The organism is Butyrivibrio sp. INlla14, assembly GCF_900102515.1.
Taxonomy (GTDB): domain Bacteria; phylum Bacillota; class Clostridia; order Lachnospirales; family Lachnospiraceae; genus Butyrivibrio.
In genome coordinates this window covers 1-16,408 of sequence record NZ_FMVS01000016.1, presented here as the reverse complement: position 1 = coordinate 16,408, position 16,408 = coordinate 1, and the positions used below count along the sequence as shown (strand labels likewise).

The following is a 16,408-nucleotide window of genomic DNA, read 5'->3' as shown; positions in this document are numbered from 1 at the left end:
AGTCCACTTCCTTTCAATCTATTTCTACCTGAAAATCGATAGCTGAACTAGGGTCAAGAGGTTTACTAAAGTAATAGCCCTGAACAGCATCAGCCTGAAAATCGCAAAGTCTTTTGAACTGCCATTCTTCCTCTACGCCTTCAATGATAATAGTTTTATTTATGTCATGAACAAGCTTAATAACATCGCCTATAAAACCATCCTTTTCCGGAACAAGGTAATTATCTACAAGGGACTTATCAAGCTTTATCTCATCCACAGGGACATAAATAAGATATCCAAGGGATGAATAACCTGTTCCAAAATCATCCATCAGAATCCTGATGCCAAGCCCCTTAAGCTCTGCAAAAAGCCTATCCGACTGAATACTCTTTTCCAGCAAAAGACTCTCTGTTATCTCAATCTCTATATATTTAGCGGGTATATCGTACTCTTTTAACAGGTCACTGAGAAAAGAAACATAACCCAGGTCATTAACCTGCTTAGAAGAGAAATTAATGGATACCGGAAGTAGTTCTTTTCCCTGAGCCTTCCATACTGCAAGCTGCTTAATGACCTTCTCAGTCACAATACGCCCCAGCCTTGTGACCCAGCCGTTCTTCTCTACTATAGGTATGAATACTCCCGGGCCTTCCTGTATAAATTCAGCTCTTACCAGTGCCTCAAAACCAACCACCTTGCCAGTTAGAGTCTCTACCTTTGGCTGGTACAAAATGTAGAACTGGTCTCTGTCAAAGGCTTCAATCACAAGATTCTTTAGCCTGCTTTCTTCCCTCAGCCTAAGTTGCATCTCGTCAGCATAGATAAATACAGTATTTCTGCCCATATTCTTGGCCTCATACATGGCAATTTCAGCATTTATGATATGCTGCTCCGGAAGGTTCTCAAAATTCGAATTTGAAACTCCTATGCTGGCAGATAGAAGTATCGTCTCTTCGCCCACAACTATAGGCTTTCTAAAGGCCTCCAGGATCTGTATTACTTCTTCAGAATCAGTATCAAGATTCACATTAGGAATCATGATGATAAACTCATCACCGCCGTATCTTCCGGTTAGCCAGTTGCCCCTTTCGGACATTTCCTTTAGCTCTTTTGACAGATATTTGATAATATAATCCGCCATGCTATGTCCATAGTTCTCGTTCACGTCCTTAAAGCCATCGATATCAACCATGACGATTGCATATTTATCACCGCTCTTAACTTTTCTTGCTAAAGTATCAACTATAGCTCTTCTATTTAGAAGATCTGAAAGTTCATCGTGGTCCGCCTGGTATTTTAGCCTGTTCCTTGATTTTTCCAAATCCTCTTTTGAACGCTTTAGCTGCTCATTATCTATTCTCTGCTGGGATACAGCCATGTTAGAAGTAACGATCAGGATTAGCAGCGCCGTAACTATCATGACAGCAGCAGGTAGCACTTTACTGTAGTAGGTAAAAAGATTTTCCGGCTCCCCTATATACTCCGTAGAAATAGGAAGCTGTTTTTTACTAATGCCATATTTCTGCATTAGCGGATAGCTGAACACGCTTTTACTAGGTGTATCAAGGTCAAGTGCATAGTCAGAAATGTCTGCTCCATTTTCCAGAATGTCAACAATGATAAGGGCTGCATCCCTGCACTGATGCCTAAAGTCCATGTAAACGCCGCCCAAAACTCCCTGCTCTCTTCCTCCGGAGTAATTCCTGATAATTGGTACATCTGCATACTTTACAACCGTATTAGTCCTATCTAGAACTGAATAGGTCTTGCCCTCACAGTCGCTGTAGCAGGTCATATAAAGGAGCACTGCATCGTCACTTGAAATTCCTTGCAATGCTTCAACAAGCTCATCCTGCGTAAGAAGAGCGCTGTTTATATCTGTAAATTTGTATCCAGGGTATTCTAAGTCAAGAGAATAGAATATCTCTTCATCCGCTATACCTGCTGCGGAATTGTCGTGAAGAGCAACCAGTTCTTTTCTCTCTGGGAAAAGAGCTACTGCAAGATCGATACAGTCGCTAAGATAGTCCATCTCATAGAAGCCTGTCATCATGGGGTTCTTGGCAGCTTCCTCGGCAAAGTTTTCGTCATTTACTCCAAAAAACACCATAGGAAGATCCTTAAAAAGCTCATCCTGGTACTTTAAGGCAAACTTAACTGCATCATCATCTCCAAGAAGTACAGCTTCATAACCGTTATCCTTTTTTAACCTGTCCTTTAAGAAGGTATAAAACATATCAATGTCGTGTTCAGATCCATATTTTTTTGTATCCATGTAAATAACGTCAAACTCTATTCCGTTTGGATACAAGGTCTCCTTGAGGCCTTCGATCTGATCATTATAAGTAAAATAAAGCGAATTATATGAGCACAGGAAAAGTACTCTATGACTGACCAAAGTAGGGCTCTGGACAGAACTAGAAAGCTCGTCGGAACGTGATATTCTGATGAGCTCAAATATTGAAGATAATAGTAATAAAACACCAATCACACTTAAGGTGTAGCGCACATAAAAAAGAAGCTTTTTCCTGTCTTTATTCATACGTTTTACCATTGCAAAATAGACGTAAATTACTACACCTTAATTATATTTTAGATTAGTTTGATATTTAATTAAAAAACCATTAAAACACTAATAACTTTTACTCAACAACCCTGTGTATCCACTTTCCAGAACGGAATCTAAAGGTAAATATAATACCTCTTATTGCCCAATCAGCAAACATACCGATCCATACTCCCATAGCTCCCATTCCCACAACTCTGATGAGGTATGTAGCCAGAGTAACTCTGCACAGCCACATGGTTAGGGTTGCGATTATCATTGAGAATTTCACATCGCCTGCAGCCCTCATGGCATAAGGAGTTACAAAGGAAGGCGCCCACAAAAGTGGCTTGGCAATTGTAATCCAGCCCAGCATATAGATGCAGAGCCCTGCGCTCTCTGGTTCCATGCCTGCCAGGAATGTGACAGGCCTTGCAATAGCGTAGGTAAAGAGACAGCTAACAAGAATGGCTATATATCCCCAGCCGATCATCTTCTTGGTGTAATAAATAGCTTCATCCTTGCGCCCTGCGCCAAGACACTGGCCTGTTATGGTCATAAGTCCAATTCCAACGCCAATTCCGGCAACTCCGTTGACGTTCTCAAAAATGTTAGTCATAGACTGAGCTGCAATGGCCATAGTCCCAAGGGTTGATACTGATGACTGTATTGCCAGCTTACCAAACTGGAACATGGAGTTCTCGATTCCATTTGGAATTCCCATGGCCAGGATACGATGGATTTTTGGAAAATCAGGTCGGATCTTAAGGTAATCTCTGACGGATATTTCCTGATTCTTCCTACGTAAAAGAGTTAGCAGTACTACCGCTGAAAAGACTCTTGAAAGGAGTGTTGCTATAGCAGCTCCATAAACTCCAAGGCCAAATCCCCAGATAAGAACTGCATTACCGGCCACATTTAGGATGTTGGACACTATTGCCACGTTCATTGGAAGTCTTGTGTTGGACTGAGCCCTAAAGATGGCACTTCCCGCAGCGGCAAGGGATATTCCCGGATAAGAAAGAATAGTTAAAAGAAAATATATGCTGGCTGCCTTATATACATCTGGCTCTATCTGGCCAAAGATCATTCCAAGGAGCTGGTTTCTAAATATGAGACATATGAGCATCAAAACAAAAGATATGAAGGCTGAAACGAGGATGACCTGTCTTGCGGCATCCTGAGCCCTTTTCATATCTTTTTGTCCTACATATGTGGAGCAGATGATAACTCCGCCTGTAGCCATGGCATTAAAGGCCTGGACCACAAGGTTATTGATGGAATCTACAAGAGATACTCCGGAGAGAGCCGCAGCTCCTACGTTGCTGACCATCATGGAGTCTGCCATTCCCATCAGGGAGTTCAGAAACTGTTCCGCTATAATTGGAATCAGCAACAGGAGTAGCTTCCTGTTGCTGAACATGTGCTGTGTGTCTTTCATATAAATACCTTTAGAACCACTTCGTTCGCGATATCACGCATGGCTCCGCTTCGCTCTCGCCATGCTACGTCCATTCGGAAATCGACATACTCACTTCGTTCGTATGTCTTTTTTCCTCATGTCCGTTAAGTCCTTTCATAAATGCAATTTTTCGTGCAAGCACGAAATTGCATTTACTCAGTCCTCATATCGCTTACATCCTCTCAGGAGCTGAAAATCCGAGAAGATCTATACCTGTTTCTAATACCTTCAATGTTGTTGCGATGAGGGCAATGTAGCTCTCTTTCTTGGTTGCGTCAGCTTCTGCAAGGATCTTGGTTCCGTGGTAGAAGCTGTTAAAAGCGTTACTAAGATCGTAGATGTAAGCACAGATTCTGTTAGGAGCAAAGTCCTTGGCTGCGCCTTCGATAGCATCTGCAAATCTTGTAAGCTGAAGCATGAGTTCCTTCATTGCAGGGCTGTCAGGATTGCCGAGCTTGGCATCCTTGACGCTTGCGCCCTCTGCTTCATACTTCTTGAGGATTGACTTGATACGAACCATTGTGTAGAGAATGTATGGGCCTGTATCTCCCTCAAAGGAAGTGAATTTCTCAATATCGAAGATGTAATCCTTGGATGGCTGGTTTGAAAGATCGCCATACTTAAGGGCAGAAAGAGCAATCTTATGAGATGTGTCTTTTGCCTCTTCTTCTGGCATATCAGGATTGCCTTCCTTGATTCTGTTGTACATCTTATCATCGATCTCAGCTATAAGATCACCAAGTGGCATAACTCCGCCTGCTCTTGTCTTGAAAGGCTTGCCATCCTTGCCATTCATAGTACCAAAGCCCACAAAGTGAAGCTCTGTCTCAGGCATAACGAGCTTAGTCTTGCGAGCGCATCTAAATACCTGTGTAAAGTAAAGCTCCTGTCTCTTATCAACTACATAAATGATGCCCTGTGGGTGGTTCTCATCCATACGCTGCTTGATTGTAGCAAGGTCTGTTGTATTGTAAAGAGATGCTCCATCTGACTTAAGGATCATGCAAGGTGGAACTTCCTTGGTATCTGTTTCTTCAGCAACGTCTACAACAAGGGCTCCCTGGCTCTCATGTGCATATCCATGAGACTTCATGTACTCAACCATTCCAGGAATAACTGGATCAGCGTCGGACTCACCCTTCCAGAGATCGAAATCTACGTTAAGGTTCTTGTAGTTCTTTTTAAGGTCTGCAAGAGAAACATTCATGATATGGTGCCAAAGAGCTCTATAAGGCTTGTAGCCATCCTGGAGCTTCTTGGTAGCATCCATAGCCTTGGCCTTGAAAGCCTCATCCTCCTTGGACTTGGCGCTGGCTGCAGGATAGATTTCTCCCAGCTCTTCTACTGTAAAAGGAGCTTCCTTGGGATATGCTCCCTCGTAATTTGGATCAAAATAGCACAGGTCAGGCTTTCTGACTTCAAGTTCAGAAATAACAAGGCCCATCTGAAGGCCCCAGTCACCAAGATGTGCATCTCCAATTACCTTATTACCTGTATATTTAAGGATTCTCTTGATACTCTCACCAATAACTGCGCTACGGAGATGTCCTACATGAAGAGACTTGGCAACGTTTGGTCCGCCGTAGTCGATGATGTATGTAGGCTCGTGGGCAGGTCTATCAACTCCAAAGTGCTTCTCATGGAGCATCTTGACAATGTATCCCCTTGCAAAATCTCCACTTACTGTGATGTTAAGGAATCCTGGCTTAACAGAATCAACCTTATCAAACATTTCATTGTTCTGGAGCTTTGCTGCAACCTCATCAGCAATAATAAATGGAGCCTTGCCATATTTCTTGGCACCAGCCATAGCGCCATTGCACTGATATTCGCAAAGGTCAGGACGGTTAGAGATTGTTACTCTTCCAAGGTCCCTGTCATATCCAGCTGCCTCAAAGGCATCTCCTACTTCTTTAGAAATTAGTTCAAGTACTTTTTCCAAAATTAAACCTTCTTTCTTATGATTTATAACTAAACTTCAACTTTTCTTTTACTGTTATAAGAAGATAACTTAATCGATTTTAACAGAGTTTTCCAATTATGTGAAGTCTATATTTTATCCGTATTACTGTCTGACTTGCAGCCTGTCTTTATTGTTTATAGCACTTATTATATGCATGGTGCACAGAACAATCACGATCACAAGGCACATGATCTGATTTTGTGAAAAGATATGCTCCACATGCGTATCTCTTAGAAAATCAAGCATAATCTTGGCGCAGGCATAGACTATAGCTGCAATTACAGGCTTAAAATGCCCTCTGATATCCAGGACTGCTGATCCTAGAAATAGCAAAAGAAATACCGCCGCCTCAAGAGCCTGTATGGGAAAGACTTCTACTCCTTCTCTTCCAGACACAGAAAAAGCCCCGTGATATGGGAGCCCTGCGCAGCACCCGGCAAAAGAGCAACCTATTTTCCCAATTCCGTACATAAGTGGAAGAGCCATAAAAAATGATCCTGCAAGTTTCCTTTTATACTGCGGGGATATCATAGCCATGGTAAAAATTCCAAGACCTATTCCTACTGCAGCTCCGGTACCGTTAAGACCAATTGCCTCTCCGGCAGAAGTTATAAAGGTCACACCAATTGAAAGGCTCAAAAGAAGTACTACTGACAACATCACCGTATAGCCGATAATGTTTCCGGGCACTCCTTTTCTTTTGCTCCTCAATACTGCAAATCCAATTCCCAAAAGCAGGGATAGAAAAATCATCAATCTATACATAACTTCAAAATTTTCAAGTACATCCAAAAGTATCAAGGAAAATCCAGCAAGTTGCAAAAAGCATGATTACTGCAAAAAGAGTAAGGGCAATCTCAGCTATCATTACGATCATAATGATCTTGCCGCCCTTATTCTTAGGATACTTGACTCTTAGAACTATCATTAGTATCAGCGCTGCAATATACAGGAAAAATCCGCCACCACCAAGAATATAAGATATATCGTCATCATAAAAAGAGTTGCTAAGGGCACTTACATATGAAGAAATCCCCGGCATAATATGCCCAAGTGCAAGGCATATAGCAGAAGCCAGAACCAGCTTTTTAGCTTTGGGATCTGTATCATCCGGATGCTGAACCTGAGGAATTGGTGCAACATACCTTGGCTGCTGATTTACTGGTGGAACATAATACCCTGGTTGCACTGGTTGCTGCATCTGTGGTTGCTGCATCTGTATTGGCTGTCCGGTTGCTGAATCTACATTCACTGTATACTGTGGATTTCCTTGCATTGGTTGTTGCATAGACTGTTGCATCTGCATTGGCTGCATAGGTGGCACTGGCTGCGCCTGTATCGGCTGACCTGTAGCAGGATCAAAACCTGCAAGCATATTCGGATCAAGGCCCTGGCCGCCATCCAAACCTTCTGAAACCGGCTGACCTGTCACCGGATCATATTTAATATCATTCCCCATTTTAATTCCCCTTTTCTATAGCCATCAAAACTTATTCACTACGCTCTTTCTTTTCCCTCTCCCTCTGAGCCTTGGAAAATCCGCAGCCGCAAAAGTCCTGCCTATATAGGCCAAACTTATGGGATAGTTCAATTGAACGCTTATAGCCATTTTTCTTTTTAAAATCCGAAGGCAAAAACTCCACTCTAAAACTCTCTTGCCCTGAAACTTGCGCAGTTTTCTCTAAGTTGATTTTCCTTGCTGCCTCCTCGCCCACTTCATTTAAAACATCAGCGTTTTTAAGCGGGCTGATCGTTAGGGTGGTTGTGAAATACTCATATCCCTTCTCCCAGGCAATCCGGGCCGTTTCATCAAGTCTTAGTTCAAAGCATTTCCTGCATCTGTCACCGCCCTCAGGGCAGTCTTCATACCCCTTTGCGGCATCAAGAAAATCCTTAGGAATGTAGTCTCCCTCCAGAATCTCAATCTTTCTGGCCCTTTCATCTGAATTCATCCCGTCAAAAGAGCCCTCGTCCACCTGCCTATTGTACTCTGAAATCAGTCTTTTTTCTTCCTCAACTCTTTTCCTGTACTCAGCCTCTTCTGTAATGTTGGGATTATAGAAAAAAACTGTCACATCAAAGTATTCCCTTAAATACTCAAGGCAGTAGGAAGAGCAAGGCGCACAACAGGCGTGTAAAAGAAGCCTTGGATGCGCATTTTCTTTTCCAAATTCTTCTATTTTCTTTTCAAGTTCTTTTGAATAATTTCTCTTATTTGTACTCATATTTCTTTCTCAAAATGGACCTATAGCTCCGTCTCCAAGTACCATTTCGCAGACTTTACTAGCAACTTCCTCTGGCGTCAAATCGTCGGTATCGATTATGATGTCCGCACAAGACTCATAAACCGGTCCCCTGTCAGCCTGCAGCTTTTTGATCTTGCCGAGAGGATCTTCGCCCTTTAAAAGTGGTCTTGAATCGTCAGATTTGACGCGCTCGTAAACTGTCTCTGGGCTGGTTCTAAGGTAGATAACCTTGCCAAGTTCTTTTAACATTTCTCTGTTCTCTTCGCGAAGGACCAGACCTCCTCCCAGGGAAATCACCATCTCCCTGAAATGCTCAGAAACTGCAGTAGCCAAAAGAGCTGTCTCCATATCTCTGAATATTTCCTCGCCATCGTCTGCAAAGATTTTGTTGATGCTGCGGCCCTCAGCCTCCACGATAGCGGCATCTGTATCCAGCATTTCAAGGCTAAGCTTATCTGCAAGTATCTGGGAAACTGTAGTCTTGCCGCTTCCCATAAAGCCTTCAAGGATTATGTTGCGAGCTCCTGTAACTTCAAGGATAAGAGATTTGTAGATATCATCTGCCTGCTCTTTGGTAATGCGCACAGGATTTCCATTTTCATCAGTAAGTTCATCAGAAAACCAGAGTTCATAAGCATCAATTCCCTGATACAGAAGCATCTTAAGGCCTGAGTAAGCTACAGCCCCAGCCTGCCTTGCAAGCTTCATAAACTTGGTATCAATTGGCCTGTAGACCATATCAAGAGCAGCACTTACATGCTGATAAAACTCAATATCCTCAATAACTGCGCTATTCACATCCGGGAAAAGACCTACTGAAGTGCACTGGAGGGCTATGAATTTTTCTTTTTCCTGATATAGATCCTTGTAGTCCTCAAGGCGCATTGGCTGAACTATCTCAGGAAAGTCCATGGCCTCTCCTGCGGCATTTATCCCATCTGCGGTAATATGGTCATCTCTTTTCATATCAAAAAGAGCCCTGTTAACTTCATCTGCCACATCTAAAGCCCTGTCAAAAGTTCTGTTAAGGATATAAACCCTTTTGGCTCCCTTGCTGCCACAGAGGAAAGCTGCTGGCCTTGCTACGCCACCAGCTCCCAGGATAACCACAGTTTGTCCGGCTATTTCAACGCCTTCATCTAGCATGGCGCGGTAAAGGCCTGTCATATCCGTATTATAGCCCTTGAAGCCGCCATTTGGTGTTCTAACCAGGGCATTAACTGCTCCAATTCCCTTGGCAAGAGGGTCTATGTCCTCAAGATAAGGAATAACCTCGCTTTTATGAGGGATTGTCACGTTCATCCCCTTTATATCAAGAGCAAGAGCCCCCTTTATGGCGTCTCCAACATTTACAGTCTCAACTTCAAATGGCACATACACCATGTTGATTCCCGTAATCTCCGCCAGCATATTGTGAATAAGCGGTGAAAGTGTATGTCTTACAGGATTGCCAATAAGACCGCAAACCCTGGTGTTTCCATCAGTATAGTTCCCCATAGAAGCCTCCTTCTTGTGCAGATGTAAGGGTATCTAAACTTTCTGTCACATTGTCCTAATTATACTAAATCCTAACGCTTTATACCACGGCAAAATCAAATAAGAAAGGACAAAAGAAAAAGAGACACCTTTTGATGTCTCCCGAAATAATCATATTATAAAAAATGTTACAGCTTGATAACTAAACCATCTTCTGTTCCAGTGATAATGTTGCTCTGCTTGCCAGTCATATCCTTTCCGCCAACAAAGTACTGATACTCGTGGAGGATCTTGTCCTTCTGCATTCCAGAGATAGCCTGCTTCATATCCTCTGATGCAAGTCCCTTCTCGCCAAAAAGATCAATTGAGGAGCTGTCATACTGTCCAAATGAAATAGCAATATTCTCAATTGAAGCATTCTCTCTGACTGGTATTTCTTCAACGGTAAGGTCAAGGCCCTTTTTAGGTTCTTCCTGCTGTAGTTCCTTCTTTGGCTGCTCATTTGGCTGAACCTGAACCTTTTCTAAATCGCCTACCTTAACGTTGTTATCTACTGCCGGAGGTATATTGTAAGCATTATAGTTATTAAGATAACCACCAAGTTTATCTAATGCCATACTCCTCGTCCTTTCTGATCACATCCATGTTTTTCAAAGGATATATCGGAAAAAACACAATAATACTTAATATAAGTATACAAAAAAAGCCCTAAAATCCGGCATGTTTAATGGGATTTTAAGACTTTTAATATACTTTTTATAATTCAGTTCTGTACTATTTCGAAGAGATTTTCAGGCATTTTCAGCTGCTTTATCCTTCCTGATACCTGCGGCAGATAGGAGCTGTCTTGTATACTCAGCCTGAGGCTTTTTGTAGAGCTGTTTGGTCTCTCCGTACTCCACAACACGGCCATTTTTCATGACCATAACATGGTCACTGATCTGGTAGACGACTCTAAGGTCATGGGAGATAAAGATAATTGAGATTCCGTGCTTCTTATGAAGGTTCTGAAGTAGCTCCATGATCTGTGCCTGAATAGTTACATCCAGCGCAGAAACCGGCTCATCAGCTATAAGAAGCTTGGGCTCCCGCATAAGAGCCATTCCTATGCAGACTCTCTGCCTCTGGCCTCCTGACAGCTGAGAAGGGAATCTATCCAGCATACTAAGTGGCAGCTCAATCTCCTCCATGATCTCTTCTACTCTCTTTTTCCGCTCCTCTTTGGTCCACTTTCTCTCTTTATCAACCTTAAGGGGTTCCTCCAAAAGCCAGCCGATTTTCTTGGCAGGGTTCAGGGAATTGTAAGGGTCCTGAAAGACCATCTGGGGTCTGTTGTATTTCTGCCAAATCTTTCCCTGATAGTCCTTGTTGATGCCAACAATAGCCCTTGCAAGGGTTGATTTACCGCAACCCGACTCCCCTGCTATTGCCAGCACTTCTCCCTCTTCCATGTCAAAAGAAACATCGAAAAGAGCCTGTATTTTTTTGTCTGTTTTTGAAAAGAGCTTGTGCTTCCTGTTCTTGTAAAAGACGTTCAGGTTACTTACTCTTAGAACTTTTTCTTTTTCCATAATATCTATTTTCCATTTTTGACAATGATCAGCCCTCATCACTCCCCCAGATCAATCTTGGGAATTGCGGCAATAAGCTTTTTTGTGTAGTTGTGGCGGGGCCTTGTGAAAATAGCTTCTGTATCCCCAGTCTCAACGATATTGCCCTTCTGCATTACGATAACTCTTTCGCAGAGCTGGCTTACAAGGCTAAGATCATGAGAAATGAAGATGATCGATGTTCCCTTTTCCCTGTTGAGTTTCTTTAAAAGATCCACAATCTGTGCCTGCACTGTGACATCAAGGGCTGTTGTGGGCTCATCTGCAATAAGAATCTGAGGATTGCCTATCATGGCTGCAGCGATCATAACTCTCTGCCTCATACCGCCAGACAATTCGTGAGGATACATGTAGTAAACTTCCTCGGCATGCTCAAGTCCCACGTCCCCCAGCATTGCAATTGCCCGCTCCTTGCGCTCTTTCTTTTTTATCTCAGGGTGGTGGATCCTAAGCGGTTCCTCCACCTGCCAGCCAATTCTTTTGACAGGATTAAGACTTGTCATGGGTTCCTGGAAGATGATTGATATCTCATCTCCCTGAAAAGAACGCAGAACTGCCCTGTCGCAGGTTAGAAGGTCCTGACCTCTGAACATGATTCTGCCTGTCTTCCTGATGGCATGCCTGTTTAAAAGACCTGCAATCGCAAGGGCACTCATACTCTTGCCTGAGCCAGATTCTCCCACGATTCCTACAATTTCGCCCTTTCCTAGCATCAGGTCAAAGTCCTCAACTGCAGTTTCAGGTGTGGAGGAATCATGGAATTCTATGTGAAGATCCGTAACATCGAGGATTATTCCCATCTCTTAATACCCTCCCCTAAAAATGCAAAGCCAAGAACTATAAGAACTATTACAATACCTGGGCACAACACGTAGCTAGGCCTTGTAAACATGTACTGCTGGGCATCTGAGAGCATTCGGCCAAGACTTGCGTAGGGCGGCTGAGAGCCAACGCCTAAATAGCTAAGTCCTGCCTCTGCAAGAACTGCGTTATTAAAGCCAATAAGTATAGAAGATGCAAAGACTCCCTTAATGTTAGGCAGTATGTGCAGGAATATCATCCTGACATCAGATACTCCCTGAAGCCTTGCATTTTCGATATAATCCATATTTTTTACCCTGAGGACTTCTCCTCTTACAATTCTGGCAAAACTGGGGACAAAAGCAATTCCAAGAGATGCCACAAGCTGCGGCCAGCCAACGCCAAATACGCTGACAATTACAAGAGCCAGGAGAATACTAGGGAAGGCAAAAAGAGCATCGATAACCCTCATGGTAACCTCGTCCACCATTCCGCCGTAGTAACCTGTCACAGCCCCTATCACAGTGCCAACTCCCGCGCCGATTATGATGGTGCCAATGGCGATCATAAGAGTCACTCTGCTACCGTACATAACTCTGCTAAAGACATCACGTCCCATATTGTCAGTTCCAAAGAGATGCTTAAAAGAAATCCCCTGAAGCTTCTCAGAGGCACTCATCTTGGTAGGTTCGTAAGGCATCCAGAAAAAGCCCACAATTATCATAAGGAGGATCACTCCCATGATAATGCTGCCAATAACAAGGTATGGATTTTTTAAAAATTTTCTTATCATTTTATTTTTCATTGCTTATTTATTCCGATATTTTCGACTGCTCATATAACACTTATTAAAACCTGCCTATGGGAGGTTTAGTTGTGATGTTCAAAAATATCCACATCCCAGTTTAGTCTATTTATTTCTCCGCCTCGCACTCATCACAACAAATATATATTTTATTTGTCTTTTCGTCTTTGACTATCTCAAGCAAGCCTTGCTTACAAATTTTACAAAGTCCAATATTATACATTTTATCCTGCTAACTTTCTTTTCCCCTATAATGTTAGCTTTTGTATCAATCTTCTATGCTGATTCTAGGGTCGATGATCCTGTAGATCACGTCCACAAGAAAGTTGATCACAATAACGATTGTAGCGATTCCCATGATAATTGCCTCAACCACTGGGTAATCCCTGTTACTGATGCTGCTAAGGAGAATTCTGCTGATACCTGGAATATTGAAAACCTGTTCTATTACGATACTTCCAGCCACCATGTCTGCAAGAGCCATGCCCAGGAAGGTAATGACTGGTATCATAGCGTTTTTAAGAACATGTCTATATAGAACACCATTGGTGTTATTTCCTCTGCTATATGCGGTTCTCGCATAATCTTTTCCCGATTCATCGATAAGGTTGCCCCTCAGCATCTTGACGGTCATAGCCACCTTAGGAAGGGCTATCGCCAGGGATGGGAAAAAGAGATACTTAAGAAATCCGCCAAAATCATCTGTATATGAAATAAATCCGCCTGGAGTAAACAGCTTAAATATCATGCCAAACACAAATGTGATCAGGATTCCGGAAAAGAAAGGCGGAATGGCCATGATGACCTGATTTATAACGGTAATTGTCCTGTCCAGGATTCCGTTTTCATATTTAGCTGTAAGTATTCCAAGGGGAATAGAAATCAGTACTGTGAAAAGAAATGCCAAAAGCCCCAGTGTAAGCGTAATTGGGATCTTTTTGACTACGAGACTTGCCACGGAAACGCTATAGCTATAGCTTGTGCCAAAGTCTCCCTGAAGAAAAGCAAAGAACCATCTAAAATATCTGACAAGTAGCGGGTCGTTAAGGCCCATACGCTCTCTTGTCTGCTCAATAAGTTCAGGGGATGCCTCAAGTCCCAGCATTCTGACGGCCGGGTCCCCTGGAAGAACATTAAAAGCGAGGAATACGCATAATGAAACCACAACCAAAGTAACTACTGTTGAGATAAACTTTTTTAATGTGTATTTCATATCGTATTCCCCGCCAAACATTTTTCTCATGAATCCTGCATAATGCAAGATTCCACTTGTATTTTATTGTACATGTTTACAGGGCTATATGTCCAATGATAAACGTGTATTTCTAAATCTTTTACTGCGCTGGTCTGATCTTAGCAATATCCTGAACATAGAGAGGATAGAAAACATATCCTGTAAACTTCTTGTTAAGGACTACATATTCAGGAAGGTCCTGAATATAAACGCTTGCTGCTTCCTGTGAAAGGATTGTCTCGCACTCTTTGTAGTACTGAGTCTTAGTATCATCATCAGTTGCTGCAGAAGCATTTGCATAAGCTGTATCATAGGCTTCACTATTAAAGTTTACGAAGTTTTTGCCATTGTCAGATACATATCTTGAAAGAAGTGCTGATGCTGAAAGTGTAGAAGCATCGATACCTACTACTGTAGCCTCGTACTGTCTGCCACTGTATACATCAGAAACCCATGAATTCCACTCAATTTCCTGGATGTTTGCTGTTACGCCAATCTCTTTAAGCTGCTCAGCTATTACCTGGGCTGTATCTACGTGCTGACCATAGTTAGATGGAACTGTGATAGTAAACTCAAATCCATCTGGGTATCCTGCCTCTGTAAGAAGCTCTTTTGCCTTGGTTGTATCAAGGTTGTAGGTGTCGTTAAGTTCAGGCATGTAGTATTTGCTAAATGAAGGGAACATAGCTGAACCAACCTCTGTTCCTGCACCATCTGATACAAAGTCCATGATGCCCTGTGGATCTACAGCATAGCAAAGAGCCTGACGAACTCTTACATCATCAAAAGGCTTAACTGCATTGTTGAGGTAAAGAGCCTGAACAAGGTTCATTGTTCCCTCATAAACCTCAAATTTGTCTGAAAGCTGTGCAACCTGTGTTGGTGTAACACGAGCCATCATATCAATAGAGCCGCCCTCAAGATCCATTACGATAGCGTCCATATTAGCTTCGATCTTGAAAACAACGTCCTTGATATATGCCTTCTCTCCCCAATAATCGTCGAATCTTGTAACAACGAAATTCTCCTGTGGTGAGTTTGAAACATACATATATGGGCCAGTTCCGATAGGTGTTGTCTCAGGATGCTCGTTAGATGCTGGAATAATAGCAACTGTGAGCTGTGTCAGGAAATCTGAATCAGCTTCCTTAAGGACAACCTCTACGTGGCTGTCATCAATTACATTTACACTGTCAATCTTGCTATAGGCCTTGATAAGTGGCTCGCTGCCATCTACGCCCATGTTACGTTCAAGGGAATATTTGATATCCTCTACTGTAACGTTTGATCCGTCGTGGAACTTGATGCCATCTCTAAGAGTGAAAGTGTATGTTGTACTGTCCTCTGAAATCTGGTAGTCGCTGGCTACAGCAGGGTTAAGATTACCGTTTTCATCAGCCTTAACAAGGCCTTCAAAAATGTTATAGAATACTTCTCTTGTTCCTGCCCCTGTTGCGTTGTGTGGGTCAAGACCATCAATGTCCTGAGGTATTCCTACAGTAAGCTTGGAAAGATCATCCGTAGTCTCAGCAGCTGGTGTCTCTGTGCTGGTCACTGTTTCAGTGCCTGCCCCTGTGTTCTCGCTCTGATTCTGGGAATCTCCTGCCTTGTCACTTGAGCATCCGCTCAATGCAACAGTCAGCGTTGTTAACACGACAGATAGAAGATAGCTTGCTGCCCTTCCATTAAGTCTTTTTCTCATCATGTTAAAATCTTCCTCCTATTTAATTGAATTGTAGCTCCCTGAAGTGGAGTCTACGACCGCGGCGTACTCCTCGGACGCCACATAAGCACTATAAAACTTCGTCAAAGAATTGTCAACCCGCAGTATTTGGTGCCGCAGGGTGTTTGCGCATCCGCTGTTTTTGTGCTGTAAGTGAGCGCTGAGCTGCAAATGCTAAATCTGCTCGCTTCACCTTCGTCGTAATGCATGGGCTTTGCTCCTCTGACTAGTTTTCTATGGTTCAAATCCTAGTGAACCATAAGCAGAAAACTAGTCTTCGTTTCAAAGCCTCATGCATTATCTCCTCCGTGCGAATGTCTCGCAGCTTTAGCATTTTTGCAGCTCAGCTTACTCTTTTGAAGCCCGGTCGCGGATTCACAAACGCTCCAGCTACACCGCAATACTGCCCGCCACGCCCGCAGCCATCAACTGTTCTGTGGCAGGCTGGAGAAGGCTGGATGCATGAAATTACGGCTACGCTTATTTTTCGTGTAAGGCCTCTAGTTCTACTCTCTTGACTTGTTTATATGAATCTACGCCTTTCAGTTATTTTCGTGTAAG

The 16,408-nt window shown here is 42.9% G+C and carries 13 protein-coding genes; all 13 read right to left on the bottom strand.

Going from position 1 to position 16,408, the window contains the following annotated elements; genetic code table 11:
- Positions 1-13 precede the first annotated feature (13 nt).
- Positions 14-2,524: an EAL domain-containing protein gene (locus tag BLO53_RS11325; protein ID WP_176757254.1), complete on the bottom strand. Its 2,511-nt coding sequence runs from the start codon at positions 2,522-2,524 to the stop codon at positions 14-16.
- A gap of 100 nt (positions 2,525-2,624) precedes the next feature.
- Positions 2,625-3,968 (bottom strand): MATE family efflux transporter, encoded by a 1,344-nt coding sequence (locus tag BLO53_RS11320; protein ID WP_092061589.1) that lies wholly within the window; start codon positions 3,966-3,968, stop codon positions 2,625-2,627.
- A 193-nt stretch (positions 3,969-4,161) separates the two neighbouring features.
- Positions 4,162-5,931, bottom strand: a complete 1,770-nt coding sequence (gene argS, locus BLO53_RS11315; protein ID WP_092061586.1) for an arginine--tRNA ligase — start codon at positions 5,929-5,931, stop codon at positions 4,162-4,164.
- A gap of 123 nt (positions 5,932-6,054) precedes the next feature.
- Positions 6,055-6,705 (bottom strand): prolipoprotein diacylglyceryl transferase family protein, encoded by a 651-nt coding sequence (locus tag BLO53_RS11310; RefSeq protein ID WP_330388897.1) that lies wholly within the window; start codon positions 6,703-6,705, stop codon positions 6,055-6,057.
- Between the two features lie 25 nt (positions 6,706-6,730).
- Complete coding sequence (locus tag BLO53_RS11305; RefSeq protein WP_092061580.1) at positions 6,731-7,411, bottom strand: hypothetical protein; 681 nt, start codon at positions 7,409-7,411, stop codon at positions 6,731-6,733.
- 31 nt (positions 7,412-7,442) lie between these two features.
- The gene (locus tag BLO53_RS11300; protein ID WP_092061577.1) at positions 7,443-8,177 is read right to left on the bottom strand and encodes an epoxyqueuosine reductase QueH; all 735 of its coding nucleotides are present in this window, start codon (positions 8,175-8,177) and stop codon (positions 7,443-7,445) included.
- Between the two features lie 9 nt (positions 8,178-8,186).
- Positions 8,187-9,695 carry a shikimate kinase gene (locus BLO53_RS11295; protein WP_092061574.1) on the bottom strand — a complete coding sequence of 503 codons (1,509 nt, stop codon included), beginning with the start codon at positions 9,693-9,695 and terminating at the stop codon, positions 8,187-8,189.
- A 167-nt stretch (positions 9,696-9,862) separates the two neighbouring features.
- Positions 9,863-10,291, bottom strand: a complete 429-nt coding sequence (locus BLO53_RS11290) for a hypothetical protein (RefSeq protein ID WP_092061571.1) — start codon at positions 10,289-10,291, stop codon at positions 9,863-9,865.
- A 174-nt stretch (positions 10,292-10,465) separates the two neighbouring features.
- On the bottom strand, positions 10,466-11,245 hold the full coding sequence (locus BLO53_RS11285; protein ID WP_092061806.1) for an ABC transporter ATP-binding protein: 780 nt from the start codon (positions 11,243-11,245) through the stop codon (positions 10,466-10,468).
- 38 nt (positions 11,246-11,283) lie between these two features.
- Positions 11,284-12,084: an ABC transporter ATP-binding protein gene (locus BLO53_RS11280; RefSeq protein WP_092061569.1), complete on the bottom strand. Its 801-nt coding sequence runs from the start codon at positions 12,082-12,084 to the stop codon at positions 11,284-11,286.
- The gene (locus BLO53_RS11275) at positions 12,075-12,878 is read right to left on the bottom strand and encodes an ABC transporter permease (RefSeq protein ID WP_092061566.1); all 804 of its coding nucleotides are present in this window, start codon (positions 12,876-12,878) and stop codon (positions 12,075-12,077) included. The genes BLO53_RS11280 and BLO53_RS11275 overlap by 10 nt, the downstream gene beginning before the upstream one ends.
- A gap of 280 nt (positions 12,879-13,158) precedes the next feature.
- Positions 13,159-14,103, bottom strand: coding sequence for an ABC transporter permease (locus tag BLO53_RS11270; RefSeq protein WP_092061803.1), 945 nt, complete (start codon positions 14,101-14,103; stop codon positions 13,159-13,161).
- Between the two features lie 121 nt (positions 14,104-14,224).
- Positions 14,225-15,829 (bottom strand): ABC transporter substrate-binding protein, encoded by a 1,605-nt coding sequence (locus BLO53_RS11265; protein WP_092061563.1) that lies wholly within the window; start codon positions 15,827-15,829, stop codon positions 14,225-14,227.
- Positions 15,830-16,408 lie beyond the last annotated feature (579 nt).

Coding starts and splice junctions, on each gene's coding strand:
- BLO53_RS11325 (WP_176757254.1), bottom strand. CDS start 2,524: ATGAATAAAGACAGGAAAAAGCTTCTTTTTTATGTGCGCTACACCTTA.
- BLO53_RS11320 (WP_092061589.1), bottom strand. CDS start 3,968: ATGAAAGACACACAGCACATGTTCAGCAACAGGAAGCTACTCCTGTTG.
- BLO53_RS11310 (WP_330388897.1), bottom strand. CDS start 6,705: ATGATTTTTCTATCCCTGCTTTTGGGAATTGGATTTGCAGTATTGAGG.
- BLO53_RS11305 (WP_092061580.1), bottom strand. CDS start 7,411: ATGGGGAATGATATTAAATATGATCCGGTGACAGGTCAGCCGGTTTCA.
- BLO53_RS11300 (WP_092061577.1), bottom strand. CDS start 8,177: ATGAGTACAAATAAGAGAAATTATTCAAAAGAACTTGAAAAGAAAATA.
- BLO53_RS11295 (WP_092061574.1), bottom strand. CDS start 9,695: ATGGGGAACTATACTGATGGAAACACCAGGGTTTGCGGTCTTATTGGC.
- BLO53_RS11290 (WP_092061571.1), bottom strand. CDS start 10,291: ATGGCATTAGATAAACTTGGTGGTTATCTTAATAACTATAATGCTTAC.
- BLO53_RS11285 (WP_092061806.1), bottom strand. CDS start 11,245: ATGGAAAAAGAAAAAGTTCTAAGAGTAAGTAACCTGAACGTCTTTTAC.
- BLO53_RS11280 (WP_092061569.1), bottom strand. CDS start 12,084: ATGGGAATAATCCTCGATGTTACGGATCTTCACATAGAATTCCATGAT.
- BLO53_RS11275 (WP_092061566.1), bottom strand. CDS start 12,878: ATGATAAGAAAATTTTTAAAAAATCCATACCTTGTTATTGGCAGCATT.
- BLO53_RS11270 (WP_092061803.1), bottom strand. CDS start 14,103: ATGAAATACACATTAAAAAAGTTTATCTCAACAGTAGTTACTTTGGTT.
- BLO53_RS11265 (WP_092061563.1), bottom strand. CDS start 15,829: ATGATGAGAAAAAGACTTAATGGAAGGGCAGCAAGCTATCTTCTATCT.